Genomic DNA, 16,848 nt, shown 5'->3' with positions numbered 1-16,848 from the left:
AGGTGGTTTACAGGCGGTACACGCGCTCGGCCGTTCCGCTGAAGATCGCCTGCCGTTCCGTCTCCGACAACCCGGCCAGCAGGGTCCGCACGGTGTCGGTCCACCGGGGCAGCGACCCGGCGAGCAGGCAGACGGGCCAGTCGGAGCCGAACATCAGCCGGTCGGGGCCGAACGCGTCGATCGCGACCTCCACGTAGGGCCGCAGGCCGTCGGCGTCCCAGTGCTCCCGGTCGGCCTCGGTGATGAGGCCGGAGAGCTTGGCCGTCACGTTCGGCTCGGCGGCCAGCCGCCGCAGCAGGACCGCCCACGACTCCAGCTCCCCGGCGGCGATGGCCGGTTTGGCCAGGTGGTCGAGCACGAAGCCGAGGTGGGGCAGGGCCCGCACGGTCTCGATCGCGGCCGGAAGCTGGTGGGGCGTCACCAGCAGGTCGTAGGTGAGCCCGGCCGAGGCCACATGGCGCAGGCCCGCGCGCACGTCGTCGCGGGCGAGCCAGGCCGGGTCGGGTTCGGCCTGCACGAGGTGGCGGATGCCGCGCAGCAACCCGCCGCCCGGGGAGGCGGCCAGCGCGGCGAGCTCCTCCGGCAGATCGGGCCGGGTCAGGTCGGCCCAACCGACCACGGCGGCGATGGTCTCCGACCCGGCCGCCGTGAGGAGGAACTCGCGCGTCTCGTCAGCGTCGGCCAGCACCTGCACCAGGACCGACCGGCTCACCCCCGCCTCGGCGGCGGTGGCGGCGTAGTCGGCCGGGGAGAAGTCGCGCAGCAGGACCTTCATCTCGGGGGAGGTCAGCCAGTCCTGGGGACGCCGGGACAGGTCCCAGAGGTGGTGATGGGCGTCGACGACGGAGTTGCTCATGCCTGCCTCACACTGAAGTCGCTGAATCCGAACCAACCCGCGCGTGCCGTGGCCGTCAGGCCCGCGTCCTGCCGGTGGGCGCCCGTGATGTCGGCGGTCGGGCCGACCTTGATCCACGTGGTGCCGCTGCGAGAGTAGTAGCCGCTGACCTGGTCGCCCGAGCGCACCAGCCGCACCCAGACCGGCGCCCCGATGTCCGGGACCGACCCGGCCGAGTCGAGCCGGCCGTCGCCGTCGGCGTCCCACCGGAAGGCCACGCCCTCGCCGGGCGTGGCGACCATGGCCGCGTGGCCGCGCGAGCAGCCGGAGAGGTCGTCGCGCAGCACGACGCCGGCCTCGGCCCGGGGGTCGGCGGGGTCGAGGTGGGTGACCCGGGCCGTGATGACGGCCGAGGGGCCGGCCACGCCGTCGCGGTAGACGACGCCGTACTCGTCGGGCGACCCGGGCTCGGCGATCATGATGGCGTACCGGGAACCGGCCTCGGCGAACCGGCTGGACACCGAGCCCTGTGACTTCAGCGACGTGAGCGGGTTCAGCGCGGTGAGCGTGAGCGACCGGACCACCTCCGCCCCGGCCAGGTCGGCCCATCCGGACACGACCGCCTTCACCACGGCCGACCCCACGGGGACGCGGGCCGACGCGGGCGCGGTGACCTTCCAGCGCTCCGTGCCGGACGCCCCGGAGTCCAGCCCGCACCGCACCGGCCGGCCGGCGCGTTCGGCCCGCCAGCCGTCGGGGACGACCAGCGCGACGGTCACCGCCGACGCCCGGCGATCACTCAGGTTCCGCACGTCCACCGTGACGACCGCCGTCTCCCCCGCGTCGAGCACGGGCGGGTCGGCCGCCAGGGACACGCCGAAAGGGGGCCGCCCCGGGTCCGGCGGGCCGCGGTGGTCGCCGGTGGGACCGGCGTCGTACATCACCCGGGCGGCCTCCACCGAGACGGTCTCCGGCGTGACGGTCACGTTGTCGCGCAGGACGTCGCCCCGGCGGCCGTCGGCGATGCCGGTGACGGCCGGGTTGGTGACGTGGTTGCCGGTCAAGGTCAGGTCGCCGGTGCGGTTGCCGTTGGCGATGTTGGCGTGCGCCCACGGGCCGGCGGTGTCTGCGAAGACGTTGCGGCGCACGGTCAGGTGGCGGGAGGCCTCGTCGAAGTAGATGCCGTACTGGCCGCTCTTCTCGCAGTAGTTCTCCTCCAGGACGCCGCCCGGTATCGCCGAGAGCGTGTAGAGGGCGCCGCCGCCGGCCATCGTCCGCACCACGTCGCGGACGTGGTTGCCGACCACGTGGACGTCCCGCATCGTCGTGGGGGTGTCGTAGACGGGGCGGAAGTCGTACAGGCCGCGGGCGAGGTAGTCGAGGCTGCCGCCCGGGTCGTTGGCGCCCCAGCCGTAGCCGAGGGCGATGCCCGAGTAGGGCAGCTCGGCGACGTAGTTGTGGGCGATGGTGAGCCGGGTGACGTAGCTGGCGAAGACGCCGGCGTGGTCGAGGTAGTCGACCGCCGTCGCGAAGACGCGGTTGTCGCTGATCACGATGTCGCTGTTGACCATGCGCGGGTCGGAGGGGTGGTGCGCGTCCGGGCGCACGCCGCCGACCGTGATGCCGCCTCCGGCGTTGGCGGTGAAGACGCCGCCGGTGACCGTGATCCGGCGCGCGCCCAGGCCGACGCCGGTGGCGTGCGCGTTCGCGTCGTTGCCGATGCCGAGGGCGACCGAACCGAGGTTGACGAACGTGCATCCGGCGAAGGCGACGTCCTCGGCCGCCGACACCTGGACCGCCCCCGGCACCTGGAACCAGCCGTCGCGGGAGGCCTCGAACCCCGCGCAGCCGACCGCGCACGTGGCGAACGCGTCGGCCGGGCGGTGCGGCTGCGGGCCGGCGATGAAGGCGCCGGTCTGCTGGTTGGCGTATCCGTCGGAGGACGACGGGCGCAACCACGTGGTGCCGGTGAAGGTCAGGTTCTCGAACCGCAGGTTGCGGACCGGTTCGTCGTACGTGCCGCCGACCTCCAGCAGCGACTCCAGGCGCGGCAGCTCGACCCGCGCCGTGGCCATGTCCTGCCCCGGGAGCGGCCGGTAGTACAGCGTGCCCGAGGCGGGGTCCAGGTACCACTCGCCGGGTTCGTCCAGGAAGCTGCGGGAGTTGACCAGGAAGAACTCCGGGACGCGCATCGGCGCCTGGAGGGTGTCGTAGCCGTAGGTGTTGTTGTCCCACGCCGGTTGCCGCATGACGACGGTCGTCCCGGTGATCCGCTCGACGGGGGCGAACCGGTTGGTGAACGCCGACGTCGCCTGGAACTCGACGCGGCCCTGGTCGGGCAGGCCGGCCAGCCACGCCAGCGCCGGGTCGTCCAGGGTGAGGCCGGTGGCGGTCAGCGTGACGTGCTCGCGCGGCAGCCTCATCCGGGCCCGCCGGGCGAGCGCGCCGTCGACGTAGAGCTGGCGGCTGTCGGCGCCGGCCTCCACCCGGGCCCGGTGCACGCCGGTCGCCGGGCCGTCGGGCTCCCACCCGGTGACGGCGACGGCGCCGCTGATCACGGGCTCGGCGCCGCGGGCCGCCGTCCAGATCACCGGGTGGCCGTCGCGGCCGGAGTCGGCCGCGTCCAGCCGCAGCGGCGCGGTCAGCCGGTGCACGCCGTCGAGGAGTTCCACGGTCACGTCGAGGTGCCCCTGGGCGAGGGCGGCGCGCACCCTGCGCCGCGCCTCGCCCAGGGTCGCGAGCGGCCGGCTCCGCCTGCCGGGCCCGGCGTCGTCGGCGTTCGCGGCGCCGGTGGGGGCGACGGTGACGACCACGGGTGAGAGAGACACGGCAGATCCTTCCTTCCGGTACGGACGCGGCGACGTCAGTGCACGCGGGGAGCCAGCAACCGCAGTCCGGCCAGCCCGGGACGGACGGCGGGGCTGTCGTAGGCGCGGGTGAACGGGCCGCCGGTGACCGCCCTGATCGCGTCCTCGTCGAGCGTGACGCCCGCCCCCGGCGTGTCGCCGAGGATGAACGCGCCGTCCTCGATGGACACGTCGAGGTTGAGCCCGGTGGGCGGCCGGAGGTCCTGCAACTCGGTGACCAGGTGGTTCGGCACCGACGTGGCGGCGTGCAGCAGGCCGAACGGCGTGGTGCCGATCGGACTGACCGGCAGGTCGTAGGCGTGCGCCAGCGCCGACACGCGCAGGAAGTGGGTGACCCCCCAGACCGCCGCCGTCTGCACGACGTCGACGGCCCCGGCCGTGATCAGGGGCCGGAACTGCTCCAGCCCCGTGAGGTTCTCACCCGTGGCGACGGCGGCGCGCACACCCCGGCCCACCGCCGCCAGGCCGTCGGCGTCCCAGCGCCGGACCGGCTCCTCGATCCAGGTCAGATCGAGGGTGCGTTCCAGCTCGGCCACGTGGCGGACCGCCTGCTTGCGCGACCAGGCCTCGTTGGCGTCGAGCATCAGCCCCGGCCGGGCGCCGTTCCCGGCCTCGGTCAGCACGTCGCGGACGAGGGTCAGGCGGTCGCGGTCGCGGTCGACGTCCAGGCCGCCCTTGAGCTTGGCGGCGCGCAGGCCGCGTTCGGCGTACTCCTTGTACAGGCTGACCAGCCCGGCGTCGTCCAGGCCGATGTCCAGGCCGGAGGCGTAGGCGGGCACCCGGCGGTCGCGCCCGCCGAGCAGGCGCCACAGCGGTTCGCCGGCCGCCTTGGCCTTGATGTCCCACAGGGCCGTGTCGAGCGCGCCGATGGTGCCGAACACGGTCCCGGCGTGGCCGGCCTTGAAGGTCCGCCGCAGCATGCGGTCGTAGAGCGCCGTCACGCCGCGGGGGTCCTCCCCCTCCAGCGCGGAGAAGATCGAGTCGATCTCCACGTGCGGGCCCATGCCGACGCCGGTTATGCCCTCGTCGGTCTCGACGACGACGATCGGGACCTGGACGACCCCGTCGGCGTAGAGACCGTTGGCGTCCCCCACGGGACGGCCCCAGTCATGGACGGTGGTCAACGCGCGATACCCCGAGATGCGCATGTCAGCCCTTCGTGGAACCGGCGGTCACACCGTCGGCGATTTGACGCTGGAGGAACAGATAGACGAGCAGGACGGGCACGGCGGCGATCAGCACCCCGGCCGCGAAGGTCGGGACGTTGTCGGTGTACTGGCCGCGCAGGGAGGTGACCCCGACCATGAGGGTGCGGTGGTCGGCCGACGGCATCATCAGCAGCGCGATGAGCACGTCGTTCCAGCAGAACAGGGCGTCCAGGATGCCGACCGACAACAACGCGGGCCGGCCGATGGGCACCATGATCCGGCGGTAGACGCCGTAGACGGTGTTGCCGTCGATGCGGGCCGCGTCCACGATCTCCTTGGGGACCGACCGGTAGTAGCTGGTCATGAGGAACACGGTGAACGGCAGGAACTGGGCCACGTAGGCGAGGATCAGCCCCGGGTAGGTGTCGATGAGACCCGTGTCGGCCATGACCCGCGACAGCGGCACCATGATCACCTGGAACGGGATGAACAACGCGGCCAGGCAGCCGATGAACAGGGCCTTCGACCCGCGGAACGGCAACCTGCTCAGCGCGAAGCCGGCCATCGAGCCCAGGAGCAGCAGCAGGAACACCGACGCCGCCACCACGAAGAGCGAGTTGGCGAAGTAGCGCGCCATGCCGACGCTGTTCCACGCCGCGGCGACGTTGTCCCAGTGGAGCGACTCGGTCAGCGAGAACCGGTCGAGCACGTACTCGCGCCGGGTCTTCATGGCCACGTTGGCCGTGAAGATGATCGGATAGATCGTGGCCAGGGCCAGGATCGCCATCGGAACGGCGACCACCCACTTGGCGAGGCGCCGCATCAGTCCTCCCGTCCCGCGCGGCGCAGCACGCTGATCTGCAGCAGGCCCACCACGAGCATGATGAGGAACAGGACCGTGGAGGCCGCCGAGGCGAGCGCGGGCCGGTTCATCTGCCCCTGCTGAATCCAGATGTAGTACTCCGGCAGGTAGGTCGACCCCTCGGGCCCGCCGCTGGTCATCACGTAGAGCAGGCCGAACATCGAGGTCAGCATGCCGATCATCGTCGTGACGAAGACGAACTGGATCGTCTGGCTCAGGCTCGGGATGATGACGTGCCAGATGCTCTGGCGCAGCGACGCGCCGTCGACGCGGGCGGCGTCGAGCAGCGAGGAGTCCAGGGTGGCGAACCCGGCCAGGAACACCACCAGGGCCATGCCGAACGTGGCCCAGATCTGCACCCCGACGACGGCGAACTTCGCCACCCCCGGGTCGCCCAGCCAGTCGACCGGACCCAGTCCGACCGCTCCGAGGAACTCGTTGAGCGGCCCGTCGAAGGCGAGCATGAGGTTGAAGATGGCCCCGACGATCACCGGCGACAACACCGCGGGGAAGAAGTACACGCTGCGGAAGAACCGGTGGCCCGGCACCTTCAGGTAGATGAACGTCGCCAGCAGGCCCGGGATCGCGACCGCGACCGGCAGGAGCAGCACCAGCAGCCCCACGTTGGCCAGCGCGGTCTGGAACAGCGGGTCGTCCAGCAGCTCCAGGTAGTTGGCGAAGCCGACCGCCGTGCCGTTGGCCTCGCCGTCTCCGGTGAAGGAGAAGTTGACGCCCAGCACGAGCGGGTAGAGCCGCAGCGCCACGATGATCAGCACCGCCGGAGCGATCAACACGTACGGCGCGAAGCGTTCGGAACGCCCTCTGCGGCGGGCCGCGCCGTGGCGGGCCCGCTCCCTCTTGTCGCCTCCCTCGACGGCCCGCCCGGAAGCTCCCGGGCGGACCATCGGTGAGGTGTTCCTCGTCGGCACCGGCTCAGTTCTCCTGGTCGGAGGCGGCCAGTTCCTCCACCGCCTCGTCGACGGTGGCCGAACCGCTCAGCAGCTTCTGGGACAGCCGGCCCATCAGGTCGATGGTCTTGGAGTCCATCGCGACGTGCAGCGCCGGCTTGCCAGCCTTCAGCTGCGCCACGATCTCGCCGACGACGGGGGCGTCCTGCGGCGCCGAGATGGTGGTGTCGGACGCGATGGCGCCCGCCTCGGCGGAGAAGGACGACAGGGCGTCGGTGGTGGTCAGCGAGCGGACCAGGTCGGCCGCGGCCTTGGGGTCCTTCGTCCACTTGGCCACCGCGTAGCCGATGCCGCCGTCGTAGGGCAGGCTGGGCGTGGCCCCTTCGGTGACGACCGGGGCGAGCATGATGCCGACCTTGTCGGGGCCGATGAACTCGCCGAAGTCCTTCCAGTGGCCGATGTCGGACATCAGGCCGATGATGTGGGCGGCCTTGCCGGTGTTGAAGACCGAGAAGATGTCGGTGAACATCGCCGTGGAGTTGGCGCCCTCGTTGTTGAGCTTCTTGTCCCCGGTCTCCTTGAACATCTCGAAGATCTTCTTGACGTGGGGGGACTTCCAGTCGCGCTTGCCGGCGATCCAGTCGTCGTACTCGGCCGGCGTCAGGACGCCCGAGCCCATACCGGAAAGCCAGAACTGCGGGCCGATGCCCTCCTTGTTGCCGAGGGCGAAGCAGGCGGCGCCGGTCGCCTTCTTGAGCTTGTCGCAGTTGGCGAGGAACTCGTCCCACGTCGTGGCGGGGGCGGTGATGCCGGCCTTCTCGTAGAGCGCCTTGTTGTAGTAGATCGGGTGGCCCTGGAGGGTCACCGGGGCGCCGTAGGTCTTGCCGTCCTTGGCGAAGGCCTCCCAGCCGGCCAGGCGCGACTTGTCCTCGGCGACGTACTCGTCGAGGGGCAGGAGCGAGTCGGCCCGGTCGCGGATCTGGCCGCCGCCGTTGAAGAGCATGACGTCGGGCCCGGTTTTGGTCTGCATCGCCGCGCCGAGCAGCGTGTAGTACTGCTCGAAGGGCTGGGGCACGAACTCGACGGTGACGTTGGGGTGCTTCTTGGCGAAGTCGGCCTTCGCCTTCTCGATGTACGACGCGGCGTAGGGCTCACCGGACTTCCAGTCCCACACCACGAGCTTGCTCGCGGCTCCGGCGGCTCCAGCGGATTCGGTCGGCGTGGACGCGGGGCGCGTCGCACTGCCGCACCCGGCAACCGTTAACGCTAACACCACAACGCCCGCGCTCAGGGTTCGCTTCATCGTTGGTTCACTCTCCCGGCGGCGGCCGGTCGGCCCGGCCGCTCATGTGAACCGGAACGTAATTCGTATGACGTCTTACGTCAATACTTATTCGGTCGCTGAGAAGATCCGTTGCTGAATCTCTCTCCGGTAGTCCTCAAGAGTGTTGTCGATGTGGGCGGCGGCGGCCTCCGCCGCGGCCTCGGCGTCGCCGATCCGGATCGCCTGGAAGATGGCCTCGTGCTCCTCGACCGCCTTGGCGGCGTGGCCCCCGATCGAGCCGCTCATCCCTATCAGGCTCGACTGCGCCTGGAGCCGTCGCGCCTCCCGGACGGCCACCTGAAGGAACATGTTGTGCGAAGCGGTCGCGATGGCCGTGTGGAAGGCGTCGTCGCCCTCGTTGAACAGGGCTTCACGGTCGGTGTCGAACCCATGCCGACAGACGCCCGCGGCCTTCTCGATCTCGTGCAGTTCCGCGGGCGTGGCCCGGCGCGCGGCCAGGCGGCTGGTCTCCATCTCCTGGGTACGCCGGAACTCGAACAACATGTAGACGTGGTCGAGGTCGGCCGGGAGGAAGAACGGCGCCCACCGGCCGGTTCCGAGCATGCCCTCGTCGTCGGCCACATAGAGGCCCCGGCCCTTGTGCGCCCGCACCCGGCCCAGGGCGGACAGGATCTTCACCGCCTCGCGGACCACCGTGCGGCTGGTGCCCAGCCGCTGCGCCAGGTCGATCTCGGTGGGCATGCGGTCACCCGGCCGCAGCCTCAGCCGGCTGATCAGCTCCAGCACCTGCTCCGCCGCCACCTCATAACCGGGCCGATAAGGGGCCGCCGCCCGTTCCACGCCGCTCGTCTGCTCTGCCACACCCCCAAGAGTACGACTGATGGGCCTCCTCATGAGGCCGCACATCCCACGATGGAAGGGGGGCCGGGCGCCGAGTCCGGCCCCCCTCGTCTCGTCAGCCCCGCAGGGTCCAGCGCTGGTTCGCGCCGGCGTGGCAGGACCAGAGCTGCAGGCGGCTGCCGTTGGCCGTGGCGTTGCCGGACACGTCCAGGCACAGTCCCGACTGGACGCCGGTGATGGTGCCGTTGGCGTTGACCGTCCACCGCTGGTTGGCGCCGCCGTTGCAGTCCCAGATCACGACCGGGGTCCCGGTGGCGGTGCCCTGGCCGGAGGCGTCCAGGCACTTGTTCCCGAACACCGTGAACTGCCCGGACGACGTCCGCGACCACCGCTGGGTGGCCACCCCGGAGCAGTCCCAGATGTGCGTCGGGGCTCCGTTGGCGTTGCTGTTGTTCTGCACGTCGACGCACCGGTTGGACTGCACGCCCACGATCTCCACGGTCTGCGGAGTGGTGGTGCCGCCCTGCGGCCCGGCGGCGTTCATGACGGCCTGGGCGCCCGACGGCCAGTTGCCGTTGGAGACGACGACGTTGTTGTTGACGACGTTGCCCCGGTCACCGTTGGTCACGTTGGTGGAACTGCTGCTGGTCCAGTTCCCGGTGACCGTCCAGTTGCCCATGTTCTCCCCGCCCCAGTAGTTGGCGGTGGCCCACACCCCGATGGAGGAGAAGACGTTGTTCCTGACGGTGTAGTACTTGGACCCCTCGTCGAAGTAGACGCCGAAGTGCCCGTTGGTGCGCAGGCAGTAGTTGTCGCTGATGACCGCGCCCGGGTTCCACGACAGGGTGTAGATGCAGCCGCCGTCGTTCATCTGCTGCATCACGTCGTGGACGTAGTTCCCGATGAGCCGGTTGTTCGAGGCGGTCGTCGGGGTCGTGTAGCGGGGCTGGTAGTTGTACAGGCCCCGGTTGGCGTACTGGGTGTTGCCGCCGGTGTCGTTGGCGCCCCAGCCGTAGCCGATCGACATGCCGGTGTAGGGCATGTTGTAGACCTCGTTGTACGACACCGTCGCGTCGCTGACGTAGGTGGTCAGCACCGACACGATGCCCCGGTAGTCCAGCCCCAGGTCGTGGATGCGGTTGTGGCTGATCGTGATGTTGCGGTTGACCATGCGCTGGTCGCTGGGGTGGTGGGCGTCGGCCCTCACCCCGCCGACCACGACGCCGCCGGCCGAGCTGCGCGCGATCTCCGACCGGGTGATCGTGATGTTGCTGGCCGCCAGGCCGACGCCGCTGGTGGTGGCGTTGGCGTCGTTGCCGATCCCGATGGCGGTCTGCCCCAGGTTGACGAACTGCGAGTCGCCGAACGTGATGTTGTCGGCGGCCGAGATCTGCACGGCGGCGGGCATCTGGTTCCAGTTGGGCCGGGCCGCCTCGAACTGCGTGCAGCCGTTGTGGCAGGTCGAGAAGCCGGGCCAGTTCCAGTTGCCGTAGATGTAGGAACCGGTCTGCTGGTCGACGAAGCCCTGGTTGCTGCTCGGCCCGAGCCAGGTCGTGCCGGTGAAGGTGATGCCGGAGAAGGCGATGTGGTGCGCGGGCGCGGACAGGGTGCCGCCCACCGACACGAGCGACTGCAGCACCGGCAGTTCGACGCTGAGGCTGCTCATGTTCTGCCCGGCGGCCGGGATGTAGTAGAGCACCCCGGTGCCGGTGTTGAGGTACCACTCGTTGGCGGCGTCGAGGAACTCGTAGGCGTTGGTCAGGTAGAGCGGCCCGGCCCGGTGGGGCTGGGTGAAGGTGTCGTAGCCGAAGTTGTTGTTGTTCCAGGCCGGCTGCTGCATCGTGATCTGGCCGCCGCTGATGCTCTGCACCGGGGAGTACCGATCGGTGAACGACCCCACGCTCTCCATCTCGACCCGGCTCTGGTTCGCCAGGTTGTTGAGGTAGTTCAGGGCGCTGCTGGTGAAGCGCATGCCGGTGCTGCTCGCGGTGAAGTCGGCCCGGTTGACCTGCGTGCGCGCCCGGATCGCGGCCGCGCCGTTGACGTAGAGCTGCCGCGAGTCGACGCCGGTGCCGACGTTGGCCCGCCAGATGTTCCTGGCGGAGTCGGCGAGCGTCCAGCCGGTGACGGCCCTCGCGCCGGTGATCACGGGCCGGGCCCCCGCGGCGGCCTGCCAGCGCACGGTGTAGCCGCTGTTGCCCGAGTCTGCCGCCGTCAGGCGGAGCGGCGCGGTCAGCCGGTAGGTGCCCGCGGCCAGTTCGACCACGATGTCACCGGACATGCCGGCGTTGAGCGACCGCACGGCCGTCTGGGCCGCCAGGATCGAGCACGGCTGCGCCGAGGTGCACGCGGTGCCCGAGCCGGTGGCCGAGACGTACAGGGTCGTGGTCGCCGCGGCGGCCGGGGAGACCGGGGCCGCGACGGTGACCGCGACGGTGAGCCCGAGCGCGGTCGTCCCTGCGGACAGCAGCCTTCTCAGGGCGGGTAAGGAGAACGGGAGCATGGAGCCTTCCTTGGGGGGAGCGTTCGGCCGGAGGCCGCTTTCTCAGGCGCGCGTCCAGCGCTGGTTGGTGCCGCCGTGGCAGGCCCAGATGTGCACCCGGGAGCCGTTGGCGGTGCCGTAGTTGGACACGTCGAGGCACTTGTTGGCCCCGAGGGCGGTGACACTGCCGTCGGAGTTGAGGCGCCACTTCTGGTTGTTCTGGCCGTTGCAGTCCCAGATGATCACCGCGGTGCCGTCGGCCGTGCCGCCGCCGTTCACGTCGAGGCACTTGCCGCCGTAGACCCGCAGCTCACCGGCGGCGGTGGCGGTCCACTGCTGGTTGGCCTGCCCGTTGCAGTCCCAGAGCTGGGTCACCGCGCCGTTGGCCTGGGAGGCGCCGCTGACGTCCAGGCAGCGGCCCGAGCCGACCCCGCGCAGCGGAGCGGTCGTGCCCGGAGAGGTGGTGGGCGTGGGCGTCGGCGACGGCGAGGGGTTGGGGCCGCTGCCGAACTGGGAGAAGAACTTCCAGACCTCGCCCTTGGTCCAGGTCGTGACGCCGCTCTCCCCGTAGGTGCCGTCGACCGGGCCGGGCATGTGCCCGTTGTCGAAGGCGGCCCACACGACCGGGTAGCCGGCGCGGCAGCCGGAGTAGGTCGTCAGGGTGTGGGTGCGGCTGCCCGCGGCGGGCTCGGGCGGGTTCTGCGCGGTGCATCCGTTGTTGCGGACGAACCGGTCGCGCAGCGACCGTCCCTGGGAGATGTTGAGCACGTTGTCGCTGATCCCGTGCAGCCCCATGTACGCGATCGGCTGCGTGCCGCCCTCGCATCCGCTGAGCTGGGCGCCGGCGAAGACGGCGACCGCGCGGAAGACCGTCGCCCGCGAGCAGGCCAGGGAGTAGCTCATGCCGCCGCCGTAGCTGAAGCCGGTGGCGAACCGCTGGGTGGTGTCGACGCACAGGTCGCTCTCGATGCGCGCGATCATGTCGTCGACGAAGCGCACGTCCTCGCCGCCGGAGTTGGCCCAGCCGTTGCCGAAGCCCTGCGGCGCGACCAGGATGGCGCTGTTGTTCGACTGCTCCTGCTGCCCGTAGTAGGACCACGCGGTCCCGCTGGTGCCGCCGGAGGCGACGTCGTTCATGGTGCCGCCCCGCCAGTGGAAGGCGAAGATCAGCCGGTACTGCCGGTTGTTGTCGTAACCGTCGGGCACCCTCAGGATGAACTGCCGGGTCTTGCCACTGCTCTGGATGGTCTGCGTACCGCTGCGGAGCGTCGGCGCCTTGCCGCACCCCGCGGTCGCGGCGGCGCCGGCCGGGGTGGCGACCAGCCCCGAGGCCAGCACCAGCCCGGCCGCGGCCACGACGGCCGCGAAGATCGTTTTTAACCTTGACGTCATGCGACTTCCTCTGCGCTCGGTAGGACGATGAGGTCGCTCTCGACCGGCTTCAGGGCAGGCGAACAGGGCCGGCGCGTCCGGCATGCCGTTCAGGGGAGACGAAGGCGGCCCGGCCGGTGACCGGAGTGGCACCACCGGATACCGGCCGGGGCCGCCGTGACATCTGTGTGGCGCATATCGGTCTGATCAGGGGCTCGGGAGAAGGAAGAGCCTTCTCACCTGCGGCTCCTCATCGACGACCTCTGCGGAGGGATGCGGCGTCCATCCTCAGACGATGCGCAGTTCACGAACATGTGAGCGTTAACACGCGCACACGTCGCCACAGCTCCTTTCTTCCTGTGAATCCACCCTGACAGGTCTTGCGTAGCAAACAACAGGCGAGCGGGCAGCGTCAAGAGTATGAAACATTCCGACAAACTCGGGGGCGTGTCGCGGACCCGGGGGTCCTGCGCTTACGGGCCTCCCCGTGCTCTCCGCGTAGATCGCGACCTGCTGAAATCTTCATTTCGGGACGCCCAGCGCGCGCAGCTCCGGTTTGCGGATCTTGCCGGAACCGGTCTTCGGGAGGGCGTCGACGACGTCGAAGTACACCGGGATCTTGTACTTCGCCAGCCGGTCGCGTAGGAAGGCGGTCAGCTCCCCGGCGCTCACCTCCGCGCCTGCCACGGGCACCAGGAAGGCGCGGCCCACCTCACCCCATCGAGGGTCGGGCACGCCGACCACGGCGGCCTCCGCCACCGCCGGATGGGTGAACAGCACCGCCTCGACCTCGGCGGGATAGACGTTCTCACCGCCGGAGATGTACATGTCCTTGACGCGGTCGAGGATCGTGAGGTGCCCTTCGCCGTCCATGACCCCGATGTCGCCGGAGTGGAACCAGCCGTCCTCGGTGAGGGCGGCGGCGGTCGCCTCGGGGTTGCGCCAGTAGCCGGGGGTGACGTTCGGCCCCTGGATGAGCACCTCGCCGGGTGTTCCGGGGGGCGCGTCCACCCGCACGTCGGCGAAGAAGACCGGCACCCCGGCCGAGCCCGCCCGGCGTTCGCTGTCGGCCGCCTCCAGGAAGGTGGCGCCGGGGGCGGTCTCGGTCAGGCCGTAGCCCTGGCAGAAGACCAAGCCGCGTTCCTGGTACGCGCGGATCAGCGCCACCGGGATCGGCGCCCCGCCCGACATGAGGGTGCGCAGCGACGACAGGTCGGCGTCGCGCCAGCGGGGCGACCGGGCGAAGTCGGCGAACATGGTGGTGACGCCGAACATCCACGTGACGCGGTGCTCCTCGATGAGGTCGTAGCAGCGGTCGGCGTTCCACGACGGCATGATCACCGAGGTGCCGCCCTTGAGGAAGGTCGGCAGGAGGGTCTGGTTCAGGGCCGCGACGTGGAAGAGGGGCGCGCTGATCAGCGTCACCTCGGTGCTCGTCAGGTCCACGCCGATCATCATGTTGACGCAGTTCCACACCAGGTTGGCGTGGGTCAGCATGGCGCCCTTCGGGCTGCCGGTGGTGCCCGAGGTGTAGAGGATCAGCGCCACGTCCTCGGGCGCGACCGCCACGTCGATCGGGGCGGGGTCGCCCGCCGCGATCCACGTCTCGACCTCGTCGAGGTCGGCGGCCGGGATCTCCACCCCCTTCTGGGCGTGGGCGGGGTCGTACACGAGGAGGGACGCGCCCGAGTCGCGCAGCATGTACACGATCTCGGGCCCGGCCAGGCGGAAGTTCAGCGGGACGAACACCCCGCCGCGCAGGTGGGTGGCGAACATGGTCTCGGCCAGCGCCACGTGGTTGGGGCCGAGGTAGGCGACCCGGTCTCCCGGCCGGATGTCCAGCCGGGAGGCCAGGCGGGTGGTCCTCTCGTGGAACTCGGCGTAGGTCACCGCACGGCCGGCGTACACGAAGGCGGTCCGGCCGGGGCTCATCCGGGCGCGGCGGGCCGGCCAGCCGCCGAGCCCGGCGTTACGCATCGGTGGCGGCGAGGTCTCGGGTGCTGGTCTCCCGCAGCGCCAGCACGCAGACGACGGTCAGCAGGCAGCAGACCGCGATGACGATGGAGACCGCCATGGTGCCGCCGCCGCCCGACGAGGCGTCGATCTGGGCGAACAGCAGCGGCCCGAGGCCGGCCCCGAGCCCGGCGAACTGGTAGCCGAGCGAGGCGCCCGTGTACCGGTTCCTGGTGGGGAAGAGTTCGGCGTAGAGCGCGGCGAGGGGGCCGTACATCAGCGGGTGGATGATCGCCTGGCCGATCACCAGCGCCAGGGTGAGCACGACGACGCTGCCGGTGTTCACCATCGGGAACAGCACGAACGCGAAGGCGGCCATCAGCAGCGCGCCGACCAGCACGACCGGCCGCCGGCCCGTCCGGTCGGACAGCGCCGACCAGCCGATGATGCTCACCACCGCCAGCGCCGACGAGAGGGTCAGGCCGTTCAGCACGTCCTGGCGGGCGAAGCCGGTCCGCACCCCGTAGGCGATCAGATAGGTGGTGAGCGTGCCCTGGGCGACGAAGGCCGACAGGCCGACGCCCACGCCGAGCAGCAGGGTCCGGGGATGGTCGCGCAGCACCTCCAGCAGCGGCATCCGGGCGGGCCGCTCGGCCGCCGCGAACACCGGGGTCTCCTCGACCCGCAACCGGACGAACAACCCGACCGCCAGCAGCAGGATGCTCAGCAGGAACGGCACCCGCCAGCCCCAGCTCAGGAACGCCTGCTCGTCGAGGAGCGCGGCGGTGCCGCTCAGCGCGCCGGTCGAGAGCACCATGCCGAACGGGGCGCCGGCGTTGGTGAAGCTCGCCCACAGGCCGCGCCTGCTGGTCGCGTGCTCCGCCGACATCAGCACGGCCCCGCCCCACTCGCCGCCGATGGCGAGGCCCTGCACGATCCGCAGCGCGACGAGCAGGACGGGGGCGAGCACGCCGATCTGCTCGTACGTGGGCAGCACGCCGATGAGGAAGCTCGCCAGGCCCATCAGGGTCATGGTGAGGACCAGCATGCGCTTGCGGCCGAGCCGGTCGCCGAAGTGACCGAAGATCACCCCGCCCAGGGGCCGGGCGAGATAGCCCGTGGCGAAGGTGCCGAAGCTGGCGACCGTGGCCGTGAGCGGGTCGAGGGTGGAGAAGAAGACCTTCCCGAAGACCACGGCCGAGGCGGTGGCGTACAGCAGGAAGTCGTAGTACTCGATGACGCTGCCCAGGAAGCTCGAAGCCACCGCGCGGCGGAGCTGAACCTGGTTGTGGGGTAAGACCGACGGGTCCGACATAACAAGCTCCTCGATCAGGGAGTGAGCCGCTGCGCCTGCTGCCCGGAGGTTAGGCACATTCATGACGGACGTCAATCCTTTGCCAACTATCAACTCAGACCGAGCAGCCGGGCCGCGTTCTCCTTGAGGATCTTCGGCCGGACCTCGGGCTTGATGTCGAGTTTGTCGAAGTCGGCGAGCCACCGGTCGGGCGTGATCATCGGGTAGTCGGAGCCGAACAGCACCTTGTCCTTGAGCAGCGTGTTGGCGTACTGGACGAGGATCGGCGGGAAGTACTTCGGCGACCAGCCCGACAGGTCGATGTAGACGTGGGGCTTGTGGGTGGCGACCGCCAGGGCCTCGTCCTGCCAGGGGAACGACGGGTGGGCCAGGATGATGCGCAGCTCGGGGAAGTCCACGGCGACGTCGTCGACCAGCATCGGGTTGGAGTACTTCAGCCGGATCCCGCCGCCGCCGGGCAGGCCCGCGCCGATGCCGGTCTGACCGGTGTGGAACAGCGCCGGCACGCCGAGCTCCTCGATCGCCTCGTAGAGGGGGTAGGCCGCCCGGTCGTCGGGCGCCATGCCCTGCACGCTCGGGTGGAACTTGAAGCCGCGCACCCCGTACTCGCCCACCAGCCGGCGGGCCTCCCTGACGCCCGCCCTGCCCTTCCACGGGTCGACGCTGGCGAACGGGATCAGCACGTCGGCATGGGCGGCGCAGCTCTCCGCCACCTCCTCGTTGGAGATGCGCGGATGCCCGGTGGCGTGCTCGGCGTCGACGGTGAAGACCACGGCGGCCATGCGGCGCTCGCGGTAGTGGGCGGCGATCTCCGGGATCGTCGGCCGGGCCCCCTCCTTGAAGTACTTCGCCGAGGCGGCGACCAGGTCGTCGCTCAGCGAGGCGTGCCCGTCGGCGGAGACCTCGGCGTGCGTGTGGACGTCGATGGCGACCAGTTCGTCGACGTTCATGGGACCTCCTTGGGCACAAATCTGACTTTCGT

Annotated in this window: 12 protein-coding genes; all 12 read right to left on the bottom strand. The window is 70.6% G+C overall.

What is annotated here, in order from left to right; all coding sequences use genetic code 11:
* Positions 1 to 7: 7 nt before the first annotated feature.
* Positions 8 to 856, bottom strand: a complete 849-nt coding sequence (locus GT755_RS13260; protein ID WP_161479976.1) for an amidohydrolase family protein — start codon at positions 854 to 856, stop codon at positions 8 to 10.
* Positions 853 to 3,663, bottom strand: coding sequence for an NEW3 domain-containing protein (locus GT755_RS41105; RefSeq protein ID WP_161479975.1), 2,811 nt, complete (start codon positions 3,661 to 3,663; stop codon positions 853 to 855). Before GT755_RS41105 ends, GT755_RS13260 begins: the two co-directional genes overlap by 4 nt.
* Before the next feature lie 35 nt (positions 3,664 to 3,698).
* Positions 3,699 to 4,826 (bottom strand): mandelate racemase/muconate lactonizing enzyme family protein, encoded by a 1,128-nt coding sequence (locus tag GT755_RS13250; protein ID WP_202609930.1) that lies wholly within the window; start codon positions 4,824 to 4,826, stop codon positions 3,699 to 3,701.
* Positions 4,827 to 4,851: 25 nt separating this feature from the next.
* A complete protein-coding gene (locus tag GT755_RS13245; protein ID WP_161479973.1) occupies positions 4,852 to 5,673 on the bottom strand; it encodes a carbohydrate ABC transporter permease in 822 nt (273 codons plus the stop codon).
* Entirely contained in the window at positions 5,673 to 6,617 is a 945-nt protein-coding gene (locus GT755_RS13240; RefSeq protein ID WP_161479972.1) for a carbohydrate ABC transporter permease, read from the bottom strand. The genes GT755_RS13245 and GT755_RS13240 overlap by 1 nt, the downstream gene beginning before the upstream one ends.
* A gap of 28 nt (positions 6,618 to 6,645) precedes the next feature.
* Entirely contained in the window at positions 6,646 to 7,794 is a 1,149-nt protein-coding gene (locus GT755_RS13235; RefSeq protein WP_202609929.1) for an ABC transporter substrate-binding protein, read from the bottom strand.
* A 216-nt stretch (positions 7,795 to 8,010) separates the two neighbouring features.
* Complete coding sequence (locus tag GT755_RS13230; protein WP_202609928.1) at positions 8,011 to 8,766, bottom strand: FadR/GntR family transcriptional regulator; 756 nt, start codon at positions 8,764 to 8,766, stop codon at positions 8,011 to 8,013.
* Between the two features lie 94 nt (positions 8,767 to 8,860).
* Entirely contained in the window at positions 8,861 to 11,248 is a 2,388-nt protein-coding gene (locus GT755_RS39505; protein WP_161479969.1) for an RICIN domain-containing protein, read from the bottom strand.
* 42 nt (positions 11,249 to 11,290) lie between these two features.
* Positions 11,291 to 12,619 (bottom strand): lectin, encoded by a 1,329-nt coding sequence (locus GT755_RS13220; protein ID WP_161479968.1) that lies wholly within the window; start codon positions 12,617 to 12,619, stop codon positions 11,291 to 11,293.
* 501 nt (positions 12,620 to 13,120) lie between these two features.
* Positions 13,121 to 14,575: an acyl-CoA synthetase gene (locus GT755_RS13215; RefSeq protein WP_161479967.1), complete on the bottom strand. Its 1,455-nt coding sequence runs from the start codon at positions 14,573 to 14,575 to the stop codon at positions 13,121 to 13,123.
* On the bottom strand, positions 14,568 to 15,866 hold the full coding sequence (locus GT755_RS13210; protein WP_161479966.1) for an MFS transporter: 1,299 nt from the start codon (positions 15,864 to 15,866) through the stop codon (positions 14,568 to 14,570). The genes GT755_RS13215 and GT755_RS13210 overlap by 8 nt, the downstream gene beginning before the upstream one ends.
* Before the next feature lie 89 nt (positions 15,867 to 15,955).
* Positions 15,956 to 16,816, bottom strand: coding sequence for an amidohydrolase family protein (locus GT755_RS13205; protein ID WP_161479965.1), 861 nt, complete (start codon positions 16,814 to 16,816; stop codon positions 15,956 to 15,958).
* Positions 16,817 to 16,848: the final 32 nt, after the last annotated feature.

The sequence above is a fragment of the Herbidospora solisilvae genome (assembly GCF_009901565.1).
GTDB lineage: Bacteria > Actinomycetota > Actinomycetes > Streptosporangiales > Streptosporangiaceae > Herbidospora > Herbidospora solisilvae.
The sequence above is the reverse complement of the archived record's forward strand: the minus strand, read 5'-3'. Positions and strand labels throughout refer to the sequence as shown.